The sequence below is a fragment of the Amycolatopsis sp. NPDC104775 genome, assembly GCF_055583325.1.
Window position 1 is genome coordinate 820,061 of record NZ_JBVJOE010000002.1, and the last position, 20,958, is coordinate 841,018.

General features: G+C 68.3%; 10 protein-coding genes and 1 pseudogene. 3 read left to right on the top strand and 8 right to left on the bottom strand.

The genetic code is table 11. The features are described from left to right. Positions 1–10: 10 nt before the first annotated feature. The 5 genes from ACZ63D_RS12640 to ACZ63D_RS12660 form a co-directional block, all read right to left on the bottom strand. Positions 11–985: a glycosyltransferase gene (locus ACZ63D_RS12640; protein WP_465354408.1), complete on the bottom strand. Its 975-nt coding sequence runs from the start codon at positions 983–985 to the stop codon at positions 11–13. 50 nt (positions 986–1,035) lie between these two features. Next, positions 1,036–1,752, bottom strand: coding sequence for a GyrI-like domain-containing protein (locus tag ACZ63D_RS12645; RefSeq protein WP_465354409.1), 717 nt, complete (start codon positions 1,750–1,752; stop codon positions 1,036–1,038). A 391-nt stretch (positions 1,753–2,143) separates the two neighbouring features. Next, on the bottom strand, positions 2,144–2,413 hold the full coding sequence (locus tag ACZ63D_RS12650) for a hypothetical protein (protein WP_100266930.1): 270 nt from the start codon (positions 2,411–2,413) through the stop codon (positions 2,144–2,146). Between the two features lie 109 nt (positions 2,414–2,522). Beyond that, positions 2,523–3,224 (bottom strand): thioesterase II family protein, encoded by a 702-nt coding sequence (locus ACZ63D_RS12655; protein WP_465354410.1) that lies wholly within the window; start codon positions 3,222–3,224, stop codon positions 2,523–2,525. Between the two features lie 131 nt (positions 3,225–3,355). Then, a complete protein-coding gene (locus ACZ63D_RS12660; RefSeq protein ID WP_465354411.1) occupies positions 3,356–4,678 on the bottom strand; it encodes an HNH endonuclease signature motif containing protein in 1,323 nt (440 codons plus the stop codon). A gap of 288 nt (positions 4,679–4,966) precedes the next feature. Between ACZ63D_RS12660 and ACZ63D_RS12665 the strand changes: the two genes are divergently transcribed. Continuing rightward, positions 4,967–7,555 (top strand): helix-turn-helix transcriptional regulator, encoded by a 2,589-nt coding sequence (locus ACZ63D_RS12665; protein WP_465354412.1) that lies wholly within the window; start codon positions 4,967–4,969, stop codon positions 7,553–7,555. Positions 7,556–7,572: 17 nt separating this feature from the next. Further along, positions 7,573–7,716, top strand: coding sequence for a LuxR C-terminal-related transcriptional regulator (locus ACZ63D_RS12670; protein WP_465354413.1), 144 nt, complete (start codon positions 7,573–7,575; stop codon positions 7,714–7,716). A gap of 51 nt (positions 7,717–7,767) precedes the next feature. Here ACZ63D_RS12670 and ACZ63D_RS12675 read toward each other — a convergent pair whose 3' ends face one another. From ACZ63D_RS12675 to ACZ63D_RS12685, 3 genes are all read right to left on the bottom strand, one after another. After that, entirely contained in the window at positions 7,768–8,724 is a 957-nt protein-coding gene (locus ACZ63D_RS12675) for an NAD-dependent epimerase/dehydratase family protein (protein WP_465354414.1), read from the bottom strand. Positions 8,725–8,737: 13 nt separating this feature from the next. Next, positions 8,738–10,030 carry a nucleotide sugar dehydrogenase gene (locus tag ACZ63D_RS12680; RefSeq protein ID WP_465354415.1) on the bottom strand — a complete coding sequence of 431 codons (1,293 nt, stop codon included), beginning with the start codon at positions 10,028–10,030 and terminating at the stop codon, positions 8,738–8,740. Positions 10,031–10,098: 68 nt separating this feature from the next. Continuing rightward, a complete protein-coding gene (locus ACZ63D_RS12685; protein ID WP_465354416.1) occupies positions 10,099–10,782 on the bottom strand; it encodes a PIG-L deacetylase family protein in 684 nt (227 codons plus the stop codon). A gap of 268 nt (positions 10,783–11,050) precedes the next feature. On the opposite strand from ACZ63D_RS12685, the pseudogene ACZ63D_RS12690 reads away from it, so the two are divergent. Then, positions 11,051–20,485: pseudogene (locus ACZ63D_RS12690) on the top strand (type I polyketide synthase); the annotation flags it as partial. Between the last annotated feature and the right edge of the window lie 473 nt (positions 20,486–20,958).

Genomic DNA, 20,958 nt, shown 5'->3' on the forward strand with positions numbered 1-20,958 from the left:
GGCCCCGGCGTTATTCGACCCACCTAGCCAAGTCACCGGCGACCTCCTTCGGCGACGGCATCCGCGCGATCTCCTCCGCGATCACTTGGGCCGCGTCGCGATAGCCGCTGTTCCGGGACAGCAGTTTCCGGACACTCTCAGCCACGCCGTCCGCACTCAGTTCTCCGGGAGGAATGCGCAACGCCGCTCCCGCAGCGCTGAGTGCCTCGGCATTCGCGAACTGGTCTGCTCCCTGCGGTAGAACCAGTTGCGGCACCCCGGCCGCAAGCGCGCCGAGCGTCGTGCCGCTACCGCCGTGATGCACGACCACGTCGACGTGGGGCAACAGCTCCGCCTGCGGTACCCAACTGTGAACCGTGACGCTATTCGGCACCGCACCGAGCTGGACGTTCCCCGCGGCGACCACCACGTCTGCGTCAAGCGCGGCCAAGCCCTTGATAGCAGTCGTGAGGACCTTCTCCGTGCCGAACGCCGTACCGAGCGTCAGGTAGATCAGCGGACGCGCAGCCCTCTCGACACGCCACTCTGGCATTGGCTCGGAGTAGGCGACCGGCCGCAGCTGGATACGCTCAGCTGCCGCGAGAAAGTCGTTGTCCTGTAAGGACGGCGGACAGATATCAAGATGCAGCCGATCCCCCGCAGGCCTCTCCAGCCCGATCCCTTCGGGAAACATTCGGCCGAATCCGTGCCAAAAACTCGGAATCCCCGCCCGCCGCGCCGCGATGGCCGCCCCCGGCTGCCCCCATTCGTGGACGACAAGATCGGGCCGCAACCGGGCCAGGTCGGGTTCGAGGTCCTCGGCGTAGATCTCGTAGAACGAATCCGCCGGGCGGAACGGCCGCAGTCCGTTGCGGCGCAAGCACGCGTGGACGTTCTGGCCAGCGGCGAAATGCACCTCATGCCCGACCTCCTGGGTGGCGACTGCGAGCGGAATGAGCGGGTAGGTATGACCGACCGACGCGAGGCTGGTGAAGAGCACACGCATCGCTGACCAGCTCCTTTCGAGCTCGGAGGGCGGAGGTTGATGCACAACGCTCACAGTAAGATGTCGTACACAGATGTTTCTAACATCTGAATGAGAGTAGCCTGTTCGAAGTCGCCTGGCCAACTCGGTTCAGCGAACTGCGGCACCGGGGCGGTGAGGAAGACTGGCCAGCCGATCTCGGTTCGCCACTGGGTGTCGTCGGTGCTGTCTCGTTGGCCGACCAAGTAGTTCTCGCGGATGGGCTCGTCGACAGCGAGGGCATGCCGGGCGACGTGCGTTGCGAGGGCAGCATAGGTGCGGTCGACGTCGGCGGACGGTTCGTGAGGCGTCATGACCGCCAGCTCGACGGCGGGAACGGTTTGAGCCGAGACCCACCCAAGGGGCGGATCGGCCTGGCGCGCGGGACGAAGACGGTCACCTGCCCGCAGTGGCGAGTGAACAGTTCGTCGGAGAAGATCCCGCCGACGGGGACGGTGCGGGGCAGGTGCTGCGCTGCCAGGGGTCGAGTGAAGTTCGCCGAGCGCGCCTCGCAGCCACACGACCGCGTCTTGGGCGGCGACAGTCCCGGCGATCACCGCGGCCGGAACGGCAGGCACTCGACGCAACTCGACCTCGGGAGCATCCGCGGCGGGTTCGGGCGCGAGAAGATTCCGCTTTGCGCGGACGGTCTGCTGGGTGCGACTGAGTTCGTTCTCGAGTTGGTTCAGGTGAGCGGCGATCCGGTGGTTGCAGGCCTGCGGATCGCTGGTGGAGAAAGACCGGGCCATCTGCGACTGGATGGGAGTGTCACTTCAAGCCACGGTGGCCTGCACCGAGGCCAACCTGGCGGCGGATGTCAGGCCGGAAATGCGGAATCCGAATCCCCGCCCTGATCGCGCACGGCGACCAAGATGCGTTCGCCCACTCCGGACCTGCGGGCAGTGCTCGGCCGGCTTGGTGCCCGACAGCACGCTCGTGGTCTATCGGGACGCGTCGCATATGCCATCTCTTGCACCGCCAGAAGCTCAACGATGGCGTGCTGGCCTTCGCCGGAGCGCAGAGCATGCGGCCGGGTCGCTAGCCCTCAAATGTGCCGAGATCCCGCACCACCTGAGCGAGTGCGTGCTGCGGACGCGGGGAAGGCGCGTCCCCGAGGGAGCAGTCGGGGCGCGATGCCTGTTACGACTCGGTGGCCATGCCCAGCGAGCACAGGGAACCGGCCAGGGCGATGAGGTCGTAGCGGGTGTCGTCCTCGTTCGTCTCCCACAGGGTGGAGAGAGTGGTGGCGGCCTGGTCGACGTCGCCGTTGTGCTGCTTCAGGGCGATCCACATCGCGGCGGCGACCGGCTCGCATTCGATGTGGCGGTTGGTGGTGCGGCAGGTCAGCTCCAGGTGGCCGTTGGCGAGCATGCGCTGGGTGACGCCGGGGGCGGTGGTGATCGCCATCATGATGGCCTCCTGGTTGAGGGGATGTTTCCTTGATGTACCTAGTTTCTCGGAATGGGGGTTCCGGGACCATGGGGTGTGCTCCTGAGGCTGCCCTGGGGTTTCCCCACCCTTATCCCCGGTGGATTCCCGGTTGCCATCCGGCCAGGGTTGTGATGATCGTGTCTAGGACGGCGTTGAGCTGGTCGTTCAGGTAGAAATGGCCGCCGGGGAAGATCTTCACCTGGCAGGGGCCGGTGGTGTGGCGGCGCCAGGCGTCAGCCTCGTCCAGGTCGGTTACCGGGTCCGTGTCGCCGACCAGGACTTGGATGGGGCAGCTTGGTTCCAAGCCGGGGTGGTGCCGGTAGGTTTCTACCGCGGTGTAGTCGCCGCGGATCGCGGGCAGGACCATGCGCAGCAGTTCGTCGTCCCCCAGTACGCCGGCGTCGGTGCCGCTGAGTTCCTTGAGTGCGGCGATCAGGCCTTCGTCGTCGCGTTGGTGGATGAACTCGATGCGGTGTGCGGACGGGGCTCGGCAGGCGGAGGCGAAGAGGCCTAGCGGGGGAGTGCCCTGGGCCTCCAGGCGGCGGGCTACCTCGTAGCCGACGGTGGCGCCCATGCTGTGGCCGAACAGGACCACTGGCAGGTCGGACCAGCCGGACAGGTCGGCGGTGATCGCGTCGGCGATGGCGGCGACCGTGTCCAGGCAGGGTTCGGCGCGGCGGTCTTGGCGGCCGGGGTATTGGACGGCGACCACCTCGAAGTCCTGTTCCGCCGCGGCGGCGGAGAGCGGGAAGTAGGCGGTCGCCGAGCCGCCGGCGTGCGGGAGGCACACCAGGCGCACCCGTGCCCTGTCGGTTGGGTGGAAGCGGCGGATCCATCGGCTGGTGCGTGCGTTCGCGGGTGTTTCGTCCACTGCGGTCACAAAACCAGGAGTGTTCGGGGCTTGTCGGCACTGGACAACCCCTAGCTGGCCCGGCGTGGGCGGGATGGGGTGGCGGCCGCGGCTGCGGTTCGCAGTGGGGTGGGCGGTGGGTTGTGGGCGGTGTTGCGGAGCGGTTTCCGCTCCGGATCGAGGATGGACGGCGGGATCCAGTACACGGCGCCGTCGCGGAGGACGATTTTCCAGCCGCTGTGGTGCAGGAGGCGGTGGTGGCGTTCGCAGCACGAGGCGAGGTTGTCCAGGTCCGTCGCGCCGCCGTGGGCCCAGTGGACGATGTGGTGCGGTGTGGTCCACTTTGGACCGCGGTCGCAGCCGGGGAAGGTGCAGCCGCGGTCCCGGATCGCCAGTGCCCGGCGTTGGGCGTTCGTCGCGGTGCGGGCGGAGCGGCCCAGGTCGAGGACTTGGCCTTCGGTGCCCAGGACCGCGGGGTAGACCTTGGCGTCGCACAGGATCCGGCGCAGGTGGGACGCGGGCAGCACCGATTCGTCGTCCGTGAAGATCGTTTTCGCGGTGCTCTGCAGGGTTTCCAGGCTGACGGTCACCGTCGCGACTGCTCGTTCGCCGGCTTTCGCCGGGAGATCCGGGGTGCGGGCGGCCAGGTCGACGATCGCGGCGAGGGCGTCGCCGTGCCGTTCGGCCGGGGTGCGGGGATCGGGGGTGCCCGGTGTGGCGGCGGGGTCCGGTGCGGCCAGCGGGACCAGCAGTTGCTCGATCAGGGTGCCGGTTTCGTGGTCTACGTTGCCGGAGAAGCGGAAACGGCCGTTCTGGGTCCAGTGCCAGCGGAATTCCCGCCAGGGGTGGGCGGCCTCAGCGGGACCGGAGCCTGAGCCGGAAGCCGAGTCCGAGTCGGGAAGCGAGTCGGCGTCCGCGTCAGGGGACCCGGGGACGTCGGAAGGATCGTTGTCCCAGTAGATCTTCAGCCGGGTCGCGGCGCGGCGGACGATGTTCGGATTGGCCTGGGCCGCGAGAGCCACCAGGGTGTCTTCCGCGATGGTGTAATCCTCCGGCGTCAGCCATCTCGGCGCGTCCGCGAGGAATTCGGCGATGACGGCCGCGTGCTGGGCGGTGAGTTCGCCTGCGGTCAAGGCTTTCCAAGTCAGCGGCAAGGAGCCGGTGGCTTGGGCGAGCCGGGTGCGGGCCTCGCGCGGCGTCACGTGCAGGATCGTCGCCAGGTAGGCCGCGGTGGAGGAGTAGCCCTCCGGCACGGCGCCGCGCGAGTCCAGTTCGCGGATGGCTTCCAGTTGTGCCGCGTAGGCGATGTTCTGCTGTCTTTGGGTGGTCAGGAGTCTGGTGGTCAGGTCCCGGTCTGCCAGTTGCCAGGCGGGGAGCGTCGTAGTCGTGGACACCTCTTCATTGAATCGAACGCAAGTTCGATTACGCCATCGCTCGAAATGGTCAACCCCGAGTGCGGAAACCTCCCCGGCAAGATCACTGTCCGGAGCCAAAACCCGGCTCTGGCAGCGGAAAACCGCCCCTCGCGTCCGGAAGGCAAGCGGGCAAACCCCAGCCGCCGGCAACGCCAGGTAATCGTGATCACCTGATTGAGTGACTTTAGATCGCGGTTGGCTGTGCTTAGGGGGTGGCTGCGACTGTTGCAGACGCAGGAAGATGACCGTTGGGTCGAGGAGCTTGCGATGGGCGTGAACTGGGGGCAGAACCGCCGCACCGAGCCAAACGAAGCAGTGTCCCTTCTTGAAGGGCTGCTGATCGAATGCGATGCGGGGGCCGGAGACACGGTATTGGTCGGCGGAGGACCGGCCAGCGGCAAAACACAGGTACAGAACCAAGTCGTGGCGCGAGCCCGTGAGCTGGGCGTTCTGACGCTCACCGCGGCGGGAGCGGCGGACGAGCGCGACGTCGACGGAGGCGTGCTCGACCAGTTGCTGGCCAGTCCGGCGTTGCCGCGCGAAGTGCTGGCCGCGGCGGATGGCGAGGATCGGATCTCGGCGTTGTGCAGTGCGTTGCACCGGCTGGCGCGCGAGCGATCTTTGCTGATCGCGGTCGACGATTTGCAGCACGTGGACGATACGTCGGCGCGGTTGTTGCTGAGGTTGCAGCGGCGGGCGAGGTCGGCCGCGATGTTGCTGGTGCTGACGCAGCCGGACGGCTGGTATTCCGGCGAGGGTGTCGAATTCGCCGCGCAGCCGCACCGGTACGTGCATCTCACGCCGTTCACCGTGGAAGGGATCGCGCAGCTGGTCCCGGACCACGGTGAGGCTGAGCGGATCCACGGGCTGAGCGCGGGGAATCCGTTGCTGGTCAGCGCGTTGGTCGACGCTTGTCGTAGCTCGGTGGACGACGGTGCGGCGTATTCCGATGCGGTACAACGGCTTTTGCATCGTTATGGTTCGCCGCTGCGGGAAGTCGCGACGGCGATCGCGGTGCTGGACACCGACGTGACGACGGATGCGGTGGCGGCAGTGGCGGGCGTGGACCCGGTCGAGGCGGAAGCGTCCGCGGGGTTGCTCGTGGAGACTGGGCTGGTCGACGGGGTGCGGTTCCGGCAGCCGCCAGCCGCGGCGGCGGTTGTCGGCGGGTTGCGCGGGTCCGAGAAGGTTCGGCTGCACATCCGCGCCGCTGAGGTGAAGCACGCACGCGGGTTGTCGGCGCCGGAGGTCGCGCGGCATCTCGTGGCGGCGGGCGAAACGCGGGCGGAGTGGGCGTTGCCGGTGCTGGTCGCGGCGGCGGAGCAGGTGATGCTCGGCGACGACGTCGACTTCGCGACTCGCTGTCTGCAGTTGGCGGCTTCGACGACCACCGCGTCGTGGGAGCAGCAGATGATTTCCCAACTGCTGGCCAAGATCACCTGGCGGGTCAACCCGGCGGCGGCCGCACCGCATCTCGCGGCGTTGCGCGAAGCTGATTCGCTCGATCAGTCCGACCGGATCGCGCTGGTACGGCAGTCATTGTGGTTCGGTGATCGGGGAACGTTCGAGTCCGCGCTGGTCCGGCTGGGCGACGACCTCGAGCCGCTGCACCCGCGAACTGCTGCGGAGCTGACCCTCGCCGCGCATTGGCACTACGGCAAGGCACCGGAGCTGTCGATCGACGCATCGGATCCCTGGATGCGCACGGCGAGCACGCTCGCCTCGGTTTGGCAGGTCGGCGGCAGCGAAGAGACTTCGGTGTGCGCGGAGCGGATTCTGCAGAACTGTCGGCTCTCCGACACTTCGCTGGAAGCGTTGGCCACGGCGATCCTCGCGCTCGCGTACGACGGCAAGGCGGAGCGCGCGGAAGGCTGGTGCACTTCGCTGGCCGAGGAGGCCGAGTATCGCGGAGCGGTGACGTGGAAGGCGATGCTCGACGCTCTGGGCGCGAGTCTGCTGCTGCGTCGCGGCGAACCGGCCGAAGCGGCGGAAGCAGCACGCCGTGCGCTTGCCCTGCTTGACGAACCGAACTGGGGCGTCGCGATCACGTACCCGCTAGCCACGATGCTGACCGCGTACACCGCGGCAGGAGCGTTCAAGGCCGCAGCGGCGGTGTTGCGCCACGCGCTGCCCGAAACGGTGTACACGACACTCGGCGGCGTACGGTTCCTCCGGGCGCGCGGGCAGTTCCACCTGGCCACGAACCGGGGGCTGTCGGCAGTGAGCGATTTCCAGCAATGCCAACGGATCCTTCGCGACAGCGATCTCGATCTGCCCGCGGTGGCACCGTGGCGGACCGATCTCGCCGAGGCGAACCTGCGGCTGCGCAACCCGACGCTCGCGGTAGAGCTGGCGAAACAGCAGCTGGCGGACACGAAGGACGCGTTTTCGCAGGCAGTGGCTCTGCGGGTGCTGGCATTCGCCGGGGACAGCGGGGCGCGGTCCGGCCTGCTGAACCGGGCGGCGGAGGCGTTCAAGGAGTCCGGCGACCGGCTTGAGCTGGCCCGCACGGTCCGCGCGATCAACCAGCTGGGCCAGCGCGCGGAACGTTCGGCAGGCCTGGTGAAGCCGGTGCAGGTGCCGCGGCAGCCGATGCGTCCGCTCACGCCGCGGCCGGTGGTGTCGAGACCGGAGCCGCCGCGCGCGGATCCGGAGGGGCCGGCGGCGACGACGTTGAGCGAGGCCGAGCTGCGCGTCGCGGAACTCGCGGCGCACGGGCGGACCAACCGTCAGATAGCCGAAACGCTGTACATCACAGTGTCCACTGTGGAGCAACATCTGACCAGGGTGTATCGCAAGCTCGGCGTGGCTGGGCGGAGCGCGCTGGCGGGCGAACTGGCCGGTGCCGGGCAGTGACGGAAAGCGGGAGAACGGTGCTGACCGACGTAGAACTGCGGGTCGCGGAACTCGCTGCGCAGGGCATGCCGGTGGCGGTGATCGCGGAGGTACTGGGAGTGTCCGCGAACACCGCCGCCCGCCACCTGACGGACGTCTACGTCAAGCTCCGGAACGCGTGAAGGGCCTCTCGCGAACTCTGCGAGAGGCCCTTCACCAGAACCGGGAACAGGTCAGGATCGGTCGGCGACGACTGCGCTGATGATGTCGTCCAGGGTGCGCGTCGGCACGAAGCCGATCTGGTTGTACGCGCGGGTGCAGTCAGGAATGCGGCGCTGCATGTCCTCGTACCCGTCGCCGTACGCTTCCTCGTACGGCACCTTCGTGATGGTGCTGCTCGAACCGGTCGCGCCGATGACGCGCTCGGCCAGCTGCGAGATGGTGGTCTGCTCGTTGCTGCCGAGGTTGAACACCTTGCCGTACGCGGACTCGTCGGCGAGCAGGTCCGCGAGCGCGGGCACGACGTCGTGCACGTGGCAGAAGCAGCGGGTCTGCTGTCCGTCGCCGAACACCGTGATCGGCTCGCCGGCCAGGGCCTGGGTCACAAAGCGCGGGATGACCATGCCGTAGCGGCCGGTCTGGCGCGGGCCGACGGTGTTGAACGGCCGCACGATCACCGTGCGCAGGCCGTGCTCCACCGCGTACAGGTGGGCGAAGGTCTCGTCCAGCGCTTTCGCCTCGGCGTAGGACCAGCGGTTCTTCAGCGGCGACCCGATGATCCGGTCGTCGTCCTCGCGCAGGCCGTCGGCGGTGTTCTTGCCGTAGATTTCGCTCGTGGACGCGACGAGGATCGGCACGTCGTGCCGCAGCGCCGCGTCGAGCATGTTTTCCGTGCCGTGCAGGTTGGTGCGCAGGCTGTCCATGGTCTTGTCGAGGATGGTGAACACGCCCACCGCGGCGGCGAGGTGGAACACCGCGTCGATGCCCGCCATGCACGATTCGACCGAGTTCGGGTCGGTGATCGAACCGCGCACGAACCGGAAGCCGGGGTGCCCGGCGACGCCGGAGAGGTTGTCCAGGGTGCCGGTGCTGAGGTTGTCCAGTGCGACGACCTCGTCGCCGCGGGCCAGCAGATGCTCGGTGAGGTGGGAGCCGATGAACCCGGCGCCTCCGGTGATGAGGTAACGCACAGTAGGTCCTTTCTCAGTTCGCGAAGAGCGCGCGGTCGAAGCGATAGGTGGCGTCGATGACGGTCGGGCAGTCGGTGAGCCATTCGTAGTCGTGGCCCGGCTGGACGGTGTGGATGAGCGCGACGTCCCAGTCCTGGCCGTCCGGTTCAGGGACGGTGTCGAGCGAACCGCCGGTCACTCGGACGTTCGGCACCAGCGGGTCGTAGTAACCGACCTTCGCGCCCTTCGCGGCGAGCAGGTCGAGGATGTCGAGCGCGGACGACGAACGCACGTCCTGCACGCCGGGCTTGTAAGTCACGCCGACCACTAGCACCCGCGTACCGGACATGCCCTTGCCTTCGCGCGACAGTGTGTTCAGTACGCGGTCGACAACCTGCTTCGGGCGCTCCGCGATGGCGTGCATTGCCTGAGTCACCAGCGGCGCGTTGCTCTGCGTCGCGCGAAGCTGCCACAGCAAGTAGTGCGGGTCGCAGGGAATGCAGTGTCCGCCGACGCCGGGGCCAGGGTGGAAGGCCATGAAGCCGTACGGTTTGCTCGCCGCCGCGTCGATGACCTCGATGGGGTCGATCGAGAAGCCGTCGCTGATCTCGGCGAACTCGTTGGCCAGCGCGATGTTCACCGCGCGGAAGGTGTTCTCGTACAGCTTGGTCATCTCGGCCGCTTCCGGCGAGCTGACGCAGTGCACGCTCGGGGTGAGCACGTTGATCACACGCTGCGCCATCGCGGTGCACACCGGGGTGACACCGCCGAGCACGCGCGGGGTCTCGGCCTGGGTGTGCGTGACGTTGCCCGGGTCGATCCGCTCCGGGCTGGAAGCCACGAACAGGTCGCGGCCGATCGTGAATCCCTTGGCCACCAGCGGCTTCACCAGCAGCCGGTTGGAGGTGCCGACGTAGCTCGTGGAGGTGAGGATGAATGTCTGGCCGCGGCGGGCGTTCGCGACCAGCGCCGCGCACGCCGCCTCCAGCGGGCCGAGGTCGGGCATCAGGTACTCGTCAAGCCCGGTCGGCACGCACACCAGCACCGCGTCCGCCTCGGCCATCCGCGCCGAGTCCGCGGTGAGCTGGAAGTCCTCCTGGTGCACGGCTTTCTCGAGCCGGCGGTGGTCGGCTTCGATGAGGTCGACGTCGCCGGAGCGGATCGCGTCGAGCCGGTTCTGCGACAGGTCGATGCCGATCACACCGACGCCGCCGGCGTGCAGGCCGAGCGCGGTCGGCAGGCCGACGTAGCCCATCCCGATCACCGCGACCGAGGTCAGTTCGTTCCGTTCGGCGAGGGCCTCGAATTCAGCGACTGTACTGGTCATTCCTGGTCACCCGTTTCTGGATGGGCTGTGGAAAAGCGAAAGGAAAAAGCGAGCGGGAAAAGCACCGGTCATCGGACCGAGCGGACGATTTCGAAGGCTTCGGCGAGGCCAGCGCTGACCTGTGAGCCGCGGTATTCGGCCAACGCGCGCACGCCGCGTTCGCTGCGCGGACTGGGCCACGGCTCGAGCTCTTTGCCGTAGGCGCGCAGCGCTTCGATTTTGCGTTCGAGGTGGCTTTCGTCGAGCAGTTGCCAGCAGTTCGGCCGGAACGTGACCGGCAGTCCGGAGGCCTCTCCGACGTCGGTGGCGGAGCGGATCTCGAACGTGCGGACCTCGCGCACCGGGCCCTTGCCCGGCCGTCCGGCGACCCGCGCGGCGCGGCTGACCAGCGCGTGGTCGGTGCTCAGGTCGCACATGCTGGTGGCGAAGATGGTGTCCGGCTCGAATTCGCGGACCTCGCGTTCGACGACCTGGTTCAGTTCGAGGTGGCTGACCGTGTCGAGCCGGTTGTCGCCGAATTCGTGGATTCGCACGCGCTCGATGCCGAGCGTTTTCGCGGCCAGTTCGATCGCGTCGGTGCGATCGGTGACCTCGGCGCCGGCCGCCGAACGCGAACCGTCGTCGTTGGTGAGAATGCAAAGCGAAACGGTGACGCCCTCGTCGGCGAGCCGGGCGATGGTCCCGCCCGCGCCGAGCGTTTCGTCGTCGCCGTGGGCTCCCACCACCAGCAGCCTGCGTGTCAACGTGTGCATACGATTCCCCAGTCCTTGTCCGGGCGGTGAAACCCCCAGCGGAAACGAGCCGTGCGAAATGGCTTGGAACGCCAGCAAAATCTGACACCCGGCGGTGGTCAGCGACAACCCCTAAAGACCGTCTAAAGCGGACCTTGGCCGGGCGGGCGGACCGGCGCGGCAGGGGCCGTTAGGGGTGGGTCCGCGCGTGGCCGCGCTCGTATCGTCACGATGTCCGGCGAGCATTGTGACGCGGAAGGAACGTGGGCACGTGGGCAACTCCGAAGAGAAGCTGGTCGGTGCGCTCCGGGCTTCGGTGAAGGAAACCGAGCGGTTGCGCGAAAAGAACCGCAAGCTCACCGAAGCCGCGCGGGAGCCGATCGCGATCGTCGGGATGGCCTGCCGGCTTCCCGGCGGCGCGGGCACCCCGGAAGCGTTGTGGGAATTGCTGTCCGGCGGGGTCGACGCGATCGGCGAGTTCCCGTCGAACCGGGGCTGGGACCTCGACCGGCTCTACGACCCGACCGGGGAACGGCCGGGTTCGAGTTATGTGCGCGAGGGCGGATTCCTGCACGACGCGCTCGATTTCGACGCCGACCTGTTCGGCATCAGCCCGCGCGAGGCGCTGCTCATGGACCCGCAGCAGCGGTTGCTGCTCGAAACGTCCTGGGAGGCGTTCGAGCGCGCCGGGATCGCACCGCATTCGGTGAAGGGCAGCCCGACCGGCGTTTTCGCGGGCACCATGTACCACAACTATCAGGGCAGCTACGGCTCTTCCGGCGTCATTTCCGGCCGCCTCGCCTACACCTTCGGGCTTGAAGGACCCGCGGTGACCATCGACACCGCGTGCTCGTCCTCGCTCGTCGCCCTGCACTTGGCGGTGCAAGCCTTGCGCAACGGTGAATGCACGCTCGCGCTCGCCGGTGGCGTCTCGGTGATGTCGACGCCGCGCACGTTTGTCGAGTTCTCCCTCGACGGCACGCTCGCTCGCAGCGCCCGCTGCCGCACCTTCGCCGACTCGGCGGACGGTACCGGCTGGTCCGAGGGTTGCGGCATGCTGCTGGTGGAGCGGCTGTCCGACGCGCGGCGCAACGGACACCCGGTGCTGGCGCTCGTCCGCGGCACCGCGATCAACCAGGACGGCGCGTCCAACGGGATGACCGCGCCGAACGGACCCGCGCAGCAACGCGTGATCCGGCAAGCATTGGCGAACGCGCGGCTGCGGCCGGACGAGATCGATGTCGTCGAGGCGCACGGCACTGCGACGAAGCTCGGCGACCCGATCGAGGCGCAGGCGTTGCTCGCGACCTACGGTCAGGACCGCGAAGAGCCGTTGTGGCTCGGCTCGATCAAGTCGAACGTCGGGCACACGCAGGCCGCGTCCGGCGTCGCTGGCGTGCTGAAAATCGTGCTGGCACTGAACAACGACCTGCTCCCGAAGACGCTGCATGTCGACAAACCGACTCGGCATGTGGACTGGACCACGGGCAAGGTCGAGCTGCTCACCGAGGCCCGGCCGTGGGAGCGCGGGGAACAGCCGCGGCGTGGTGCGGTGTCGTGCTTCGGGCTGAGCGGAACGAACGCGCACATCATTCTGGAAGAAGCGCCCGCGCCGGAGGCCGCTGAGAACCCGCGCGACGAGGCAGCGGTTCCGGTCGTGGTTTCCGGCCGGACGCCGCAGGCGTTGCGGGCACAGGCAGCGCGGTTGGCGGAACACCTCGCCGCACAGCCGGAGCTGGACCTGCTCGACGTCGCCGCCACCTTGGGCGCATCGCGGACGCATCTGGACCACCGGGCCGCGGTGATCGGGAAGTCCATTGAGGACGTTCTGCCCGCGTTGAACGCTCTTGCGAATGGCGAACTAGGCGCGGTGAGCGGCCTGGCGCGCGGCGAGGCGTCGCTGGCGTTCCTGTTCTCCGGACAGGGATCCCAGCGGGTTGGCATGGGTCGGCAGCTGGAGATTTTCCCGGTCTTCGCCGAGGCTTACGCGGCGGCGTGCGCGGAACTGGACCGGCATCTCGCCCGGCCGATCCGCGAGGTGATCGACGGAGACGCGGACGCGTTGGCGCAGACCGCGAACACTCAGGCCGCGCTGTTCGCGTTCGAGGTCGCGTTGTTCCGGCTGGTCGAGTCGTGGGGTCTCACCCCGGCCGCGCTGTGCGGCCACTCCATTGGCGAGCTCGCCGCCGCACACTGCGCGGGCGTGTTTTCTCTGGCTGACGCGGCGAAGCTGGTCGCGGCTCGCGGAAGGCTGATGCAGGCGTTGCCGAAGGGCGGCGCGATGGTGGCCGTCGAAGGAACACCGGAAGAGGTCACCGCGCACGATCCACAAGGGACGGTCGACGTCGCCGCGGTGAACGGGCCGCGCTCGGTGGTCCTGTCCGGTGCGGAGGACGCGGTTCTCGCGGTGGCCGCGAAGTTCAGCGACGCGGGACGGCGGACGACTCAGCTCAAGGTCTCGCACGCGTTCCACTCGCGCCTGATGGAGCCGATGCTCGCCGAGTTCCGCGCGGTCGCGCAGGGCATCGCCTACGCACAGCCAGCCATTTCGGTGATCTCCAGCGTGACCGGTGAAGAGGTTTACGCCGAGCTGACTGACCCCGAGTACTGGGTGCGCAACGTCCGCGAGCCCGTCCGGTTCGCCGACGCGGTCCGCGCGCTCGCGGCCGACGGGGTCAACCGGTTCCTGGAGCTGGGACCGGACGCGCCGCTGACCGCGGTGGTTCCGCAGTCCGCCGGTGACGCCGTCGCCGTGCCCGCTCAGCGGCGTGACGTCTCCGAGGACGTGGCGTTGCTGACCGCCTTGGCGACCCTGCACGTCCGCGGCGTGGTGCCGGATTGGGCCGCGCATTTCGCCTCGCGCGGCGCGGACCGGGCCGACCTGCCGACGTACGGTTTCCAGCATCAGCGTTACTGGCTGGAGGTTTCGTCCGAATCCGGGGATGTCACGTCGATGGGCCTCGACCCGGTCGACCACCCGCTGCTCGGCGCGGCGACGTTGCTCGCCGACGCGGACGGCGTAGTGCTGTCCGGCCGCGTGTCCACCGCGACGCATCCGTGGCTGGCTGACCACGCTGTCGGCGGCTCCGTCCTGTTGCCTGGCACCGCCTTTGTGGAACTCGCCGTGCGCGCCGGCGACGAGGTTGGCTGCGGCCGGGTCCAGGAGTTGACCCTGCACGCACCGCTCGTGCTGCCCGCGAAGGGTGCCGCGCGGATCCAGGTGCGCATCGGCACTCCGGCCGCCGACGGGACCCGGCCGATCAGTGTCCACTCGCGACCCGACGACCTCGCCACCGCGGCGGGCTGGACCCGGCACGCGGACGGCACGCTCGCGCCCGCCGCTTCGGGCACGAACTTCGAGCTCAGCGAATGGCCGCCGGCCGGGGCCGAGACGGTCGACGTCGAGGGCATGTACGACATGCTGGCCGAGCACGGAATGGCTTACGGGCCGGTATTCCAAGGCCTGCAGGCAGCGTGGCAGCGCGGCGAGGACGTTTACGCCGAGATCGCGCTGCCTGAGCAGGAACGGATCGCGGCCGAGGCGTTCGGCCTGCACCCGGCGGTGTTCGACGCCACCCTGCACGCGGTCGGGCTCAGCTCGGCCGCGGGGGAAGGCACGACGCTGCCCTACGCCTGGTCCGAAGTGGAGCTTTTCGCGACGGGTGCGTCTTCGCTGCGAGTCCACGTGCGACCGACTGGTGAGCAGGCCGTCGAACTGCGGCTCGCCGACAGCACTGGAGCACCCGTCGCGCGCGTCGGCACGTTGAAGTTGCGGCAGATCAGTGAGGAACAGCTGGCAGCCGCGGCCCCGACTGTCTCGGACGAACTGTACGAAGTGGACTGGGTTCCGACCACCCTGCCGGACGCGCAAGCGGCCTACGAGGTCTACTCGGCGAAGCCCGGGAATGACGCTGTGAAAGCGAAGAAGGCTGTCCACAGTGCACTGTCCAAACTGCAATCGGACAGTAAAGAGAAGCTTCTGGTGGTGACCGGCGATGATCTCGCCGGGGCCGCGGTAGCCGGTCTCGTACGGTCCGCGCAGGTGGAGAACCCGGCCCGGATTGTGCTCGTCGAAGGCGACGCGACAGACGAACAGCTCGCGGCCATCGCGGCGGCGGACGAATCGGCGGTGCGGGTGTCCGGGGGCGAGGTGCGCGTGCCGCGGCTGGTCCGCGCGACGCCGGAGCCGGGCGAGCCGGTCGACTGGTCGGCCGGGACCGTGTTGCTTACTGGCGGCACCGGGGCGCTCGGCCGGATCGTCGCCACGCATCTGGCGAAGCAGGGCGCACGGAAGCTGCTGCTGGTCAGCCGCCGTGGCGATCAGGCACCTGGCACGGCGGAACTCGTCGCGGATCTGATCGAGCTCGGTGCGGAGACCACCGTCGCCGCGTGCGATCTCACCGACCGCAAGGCCGTGGCCCGGCTGTTGAAGAAGCACCCTGTCGCCGCTGTGGTGCATGCCGCGGGCGTGTTGGACGACGGTGTCCTGGCGTCGATGACCCCGGAGCGGATCGACGGTGTCTTCAACCCGAAGGCCCTCGCCGCCTGGCATCTGCACGAACTGGTGGGCGACGTCTCGGCGTTCGTCACCTTCTCGTCGGCCGCCGGGGTGCTCGGCGCTCCCGGCCAGGCGAACTACGCCGCCGCAAACGCTTTCCTCGACGCTCTCGCCGCGCACCGCCGCGCCGAGGGCAAACCAGCGCACTCGCTTGCCTGGGGGATGTGGGAATCGGCGGCCGGGATGGCTGGCGAAACGACCGGCAAGCGCGGGCTCGGTGCGTTCACCGCGGCCGAGGGGCTGGCGCTGTTCGACACCGCGGTCAGCTCGGCTGGCACGGTCTTCGTGCCGGTGAAGCTCGATCTGCCCGCGTGGCGTGAGGCTGGCGCGGTGCCGGACCTGCTGCGCGGCTTGGTTCCGACGGCTCGGCGTACGGTCTCCGACCGCGAGGCCGGTACGGACTCGTTGCTGGGCAAGCTGGTCCGGCTCCCTGCGGAGAAGCGCCTCGACCACCTGCGTGACCTGGTCCTCGAGCACGCGGCCGCGGTGCTGGGGCACGCGTCGACGGACATGATCGACGCCGACCGCGCGTTCAAGGACCTCGGCTTCGACTCGCTCACCGCGGTCGAGCTGCGCAATACGCTGAACGAAGCCACTGGCCTCAGCCTCACCGCGACGCTGGTCTTCGACCACCCGACCGCCGGCGATCTGGCCGCGCACCTGCACGACGAGCTGCTCGGCGACCTGGAGGCGGACGCGGCCGGGCCGGAAACCACCGTGGTGGGCAGCGACGAGCCGATCGCGATCGTGGGCATGGCCTGCCGGTTCCCCGGCGGCGTGACCACGCCGGAGGAGCTGTGGCAGCTGGTCGCCGCCGGTCAGGATGGGACCAGCGACTTCCCGACCGACCGTGCCTGGGACATGGACCACTGGCTGGAACAGGTCGCTCCGGACGGCGGCACCCCGCGAGGCGGGTTCGTCCCGGACGCCACCGATTTCGACGCGGCGTTCTTCGGCATCAGCCCTAACGAAGCCGTGATGATGGACCCGCAGCAGCGGATGCTGCTCGAGTCGTCCTGGGTCGCGCTGGAAAACGCGGGCGTGGACCCGTTGGCGCTCAAGGGAAGCACGACCGGGGTGTTCGTCGGCGTGATGCAGTCCGACTACGACCCGGGCGACGCGCTCGAACAGGGCGGCGGGGCGTATCGCGGATCCGGCGCGCTGAGCAGCGTGGTTTCCGGGCGGGTCGCCTACGCGTTCGGTCTCGAAGGGCCTGCCGTTTCGGTGGACACCGCGTGCTCGTCGTCGCTGGTGGCTCTGCATCAGGCGACCCAGGCGTTGCGCGGGGGTGACTGCTCGCTCGCGTTGGTCGCGGGGGTCTCGGCGCTGGTTTCCCCGGCTCCGTTCGCGCAGTTCGTCGATGGCGCTGTGGCTCGCGATGGCCGATGCAAGCCGTACTCCGCCGCCGCTGACGGGTTTGGCTGGGGCGAGGGCGTCGGGGTGCTCGTGATCGAGCGACTCTCCGACGCACAGCGCAACGGGCACGACGTGCTCGCCGTGGTGAAGTCCAGTGCGGTCAACGCGGATGGTGCTTCCAACGGCCTCAACGCGCCCAGCGCTCCGGCGCAGGAGAAGCTGATCCGGCACGCGTTGTCGGCGGCTGGCCTGGTTGCGTCCGATGTGGACGCCGTTGAGGGCCACGGCGCGAGTACTCCGCTGGGTGACCGGATTGAAACTGCCGCACTGCTGGCTACTTACGGCCGGGAGCGGTCGACCGACCGTCCACTGTGGCTTGGTTCAGTGAAGTCGAACATCGGACACACTCAGGCGGCGGCAGGTGTCGCTGGCGTGATCAAGATGGTGCAGGCGATGCGGCACGGAGTGTTGCCCGCGACCTTGCACGCCGCCGAGCCGACGCACGATGTCGACTGGGTGGCCGGAACTGTGCGGTTGCTGGACGAAGCCCGGGACTGGCCGGAAGTGGACCGTCCGCGCCGCGCTGCGGTGTCCGCGTTCGGGTACAGCGGGACCAACGCGCACGTGATTTTGGAGCAGGCTCCGGAAGCCGTGACGGAATCGGTTGAGTCGGTTGACTCCGGTGGAGTGTTGCCGCCGCTCGTGTTCTCCGCTCGGACGGCGGCCGCGCTTCCGGATCAGGCGCGGGCGTTGCTGGCGCATCTCGACGCATATCCGGTGTTGGATGTCGTGTACTCGCAGGCCAACCGTCAGCCGTTGTTCTCGCATCGGGCCGCGGTGGTCGGATCGGACGTGGCTGAACTCCGGGCCGCGCTGGCAGCATTGTCCACTTCGGACTCGGCAGTGACCGGGCGGACCCGTTCCGCCGGGCGGACTGCGTATCTCTTGCCGGGGCAGGGCAGTCAGCGTGCTGGAATGGGTGCGGAGTTGTCCGCTGCCTTCCCAGTGTTCGCGCATGAGCTGGAACGGATCGCTTCGAAGTTCGATCAGCATCTCGGCCGCTCGCTGCGCACGGTGATGTTCGCCGAGCCCGGGTCGGTGGACGCGCAGTTGCTGGACCGGACGCAGTTCAGCCAGGCCGCGGTGTTCTCCTTCTCGGTTGCGCTGTACCGGTTGCTCGAATCGTGGGGACAGCGACCGGACGTCCTGGTGGGACACTCGGTCGGCGAGATCGCGGCCGCGCATCTGGCCGGAGTGTTCTCTTTGGACGATGCGGTGAAGCTGGTCGCGAACCGTGGCCAACTGATGGCTGAAACGCGGGCCGGTGCCGTGGTCGCGGTCGAGGCCAGTGCGGACGAAGTACGGCCGATGCTGGGTGACGACGTCGCGTTGGCCGCGGTCAACGGGCCTCGGTCGGTCGTAGTGTCCGGTGTGGACGGCGTGGTGCAGGCGATTGCTGAGCACTTCGAGAAGCTGGGCCGTCGGACTAACCGGCTCGCGATCGACTGTGCGGTGCACTCGCCGCTGCTGGACGAAATTCTCGAAGAGCTGGAAGAGATCGCGCAGGAGTTGACGTTCGAGAAGCCGGCTGTGCCGGTGGTCTCGACGGTCACCGGTGCCGAGGTGACGGATGAACTGTCCGACCCGGCGCATTGGGTCGCGAACTGCCGCAACACGGTTCGTTTCGCGGACGCGGTGGAGGCTTCCGGGGCGACGCGTGTTGTCGAGTTGAGCACGAATGGGGTGCTCACCGCGGCTGCTGAGGCGGTGTTGGAGGACGCGGAGTTCGTTCCGGTGCTTCGGCGCAATCGTGGTGAGGTCGCTTCTGCGCTCCTGGCTGCCGGGCAGTTGCACGTTCTCGGCGCGGGGCTGGATGTCCGGCGGATGTTCGCCGGACGGTCCGCGAATATCGTTCCGTTGCCGCCGTATGCGTTCCACCGGACACGGTACTGGCCTTCGGTGGACATGGAGGCTCGGCGCGAGTCGGGCGCGGGGCTTGCGACGTGGTTCGGACCTGCGTTGACGGTCGCTGGATCGTCCACAGTGGTGTTGAGCGGCACGTTGCCGGCGAAGGAAGCGCTGCCGGTGGCTGGTTTTGCGGAGCTGGCCACTCGGGCGGGGGACGAGGTCGGCTGCGGACGGGTGGTGCGGTTGACCGTCGAGTCGCCGTTGGCGGCTGAGCACGTGCAGATCGTGGTGGGTGAGCCGGGCGAAGCCGGGCAGCGTTCGGTGACTGTCCACTCGCGACACGACGGTTCGTGGACTCGGCATGCCGAGGGCGTGCTGGCGGTGGACGACGGTGCTGAGCCGGAGGGGATTGGCCAGTGGCCGCCTGCTGGCGCGGAACCGGTGGCCGCTGGACGGCTTGACGCTGCTTGGTCTGCCGACGGGGTGGTGTTCGGGGAAATCGAAGTCACGCCGGACGAGCAGTTCGATCTGCATCCCGCGGTGCTCGACGCGGCCTTGTCCGCAGTGGGCGGGGATCCGGTGGAATGGCGGGACTTCCGGTTGTTCGCTACCGGGGCCGCGAAGCTGCGGGTTCGGTTGACTCCGCTGGGGGACGAGCGGGTGGCGGTGCTGTTCGCTGATCGTTCCGGACGTCCGGTCGCTGAGGCTGCGTCCGTGACTTTGCGGCAGCTGGTGGCTCCGGAAGCGGTGGCTTCGGGGCAGGCTGCGGTGAAGAGGCGGCGGGCGGTGGCGGATGAAGTCTCGGAGCTGGAGGTGACCGAGAAGGGGCTTCGGGCGTTTGTGCTGGAGCAGGTCGCTGGGTTGCTGGGGTATGCCGACACTGCTGAGCTTGACGAGGATTCGCACTTCCTCGAGATCGGGTTTGATTCGCTGACTGCGGTTGAGTTGCGGAATCGGATCAATAGTGCGGCTGGGATTTCGTTGCCCGCGTCTATTGCATTTGATCACCGGACGCCGGCGGGATTGGCTAAGCATTTGCTGACCGTGCTCACTGAGCCGGTGGTTGAGGCTGGCGGGGATCCGGTGACGGAGATGTTCTTCGAGGCTGTCCGGAATGGGCAGGTGGAGAATGGGCTCGCGTTGCTGGGGGCGGCGGCTAAGTTGCGGCCGGTATTCCGGGATGTGGCTGAGCTTTCCGAGGAGCCTCGGGCGGTCGAGTTGGCTGATGGGCCTGCTGGGGTGAGGTTGCTGGCTGTTCCTACTCCGGCTGGGATGGGCGGGGCTTATCAGTACGCGAAGCTCGCTGCTCGGTTCCGGGGGGTTCGGGCGGTGGCGGCGTTGCCTACTCCTGGGTTTGTGGCTGGGGAGTCGTTGCCTGCTGATCTGGATGCTTTGCTGGATGTGCTGGCGGAGAGTGTCCGGCTGGCTGGGGACGGGCCGTTCGTGTTGGTGGGGCATTCTTCTGGTGGGGTGCTGGCTTATGCGCTGGCGTCTCGGGTAAAGGCGGCTGGGGTTGTTTTGCTGGACAGTTATGCGATGGAGGACGGTGGGGAGGTCGGGGACACCGTTCGGGATATGGCCGCGGGGATGGTCGAGCGGGAAGAGCAGTACGGGCCGTTTGATCGGGACAAGTTGACGGCTATGGCTTATTACCTTGGGTTGCTGGATGGGGTCGAGTTGCCTGAGGTGGATGTTCCGGTGGTTTTGGTGCGGCCGGATCGGCGGTTTGTCACTGCCGGGGATTCTCCGGAGCGGGCTGGGGAGGATCCCGGGTTGTGGCGGACTACGTGGGATCGGGCGGATGTTGTGGTTACTGTGCCTGGGGATCATTTCAGTATTGTGGATGGGGATGTGGAGACTACTGCCAAGGCTGTGGAGGAGTGGGTTTGTAGTCTTGGGTGATTCGGGTGGGGGTTTCGGCTCGTCGCCCTGGGGGGCGACATTGCCGTGGGGGTCGTGGGGGCACCCCGAAGTTGGATTGTGACGACGGGCGGCGGGTGTTTGTCAAGGCGGGAAAGATGCCTTGACAAACACCCGTCGCCCGCGTTTTTGGCTTCGTATCGGGGTGCGGGGGAGTGTGGGCGCCTGGTGCGGGTGGGTGGTGATGTCCGAGCTCCGCCCGCGAATCCGACACGACCGCGTGTCCAATCTCCGGCACCCCTCACCCGCAAAGCCGCACTCCGCTGACCGCGGCCGCCACTACGCCAACCCCGGCACCTCACCCAACTGCCAGCTGCGAATCGCAGCCACCACCACAGCCCAACCCTCGCAAACCGCCCACCGTCCCGCCCAGTGAGGTTTTCTCGGTAACCGCCAGCCGCGAACCACGCCCGCCACGACAGCCCAATCCCCGCGAACCGCTCACCGTCCCGCCC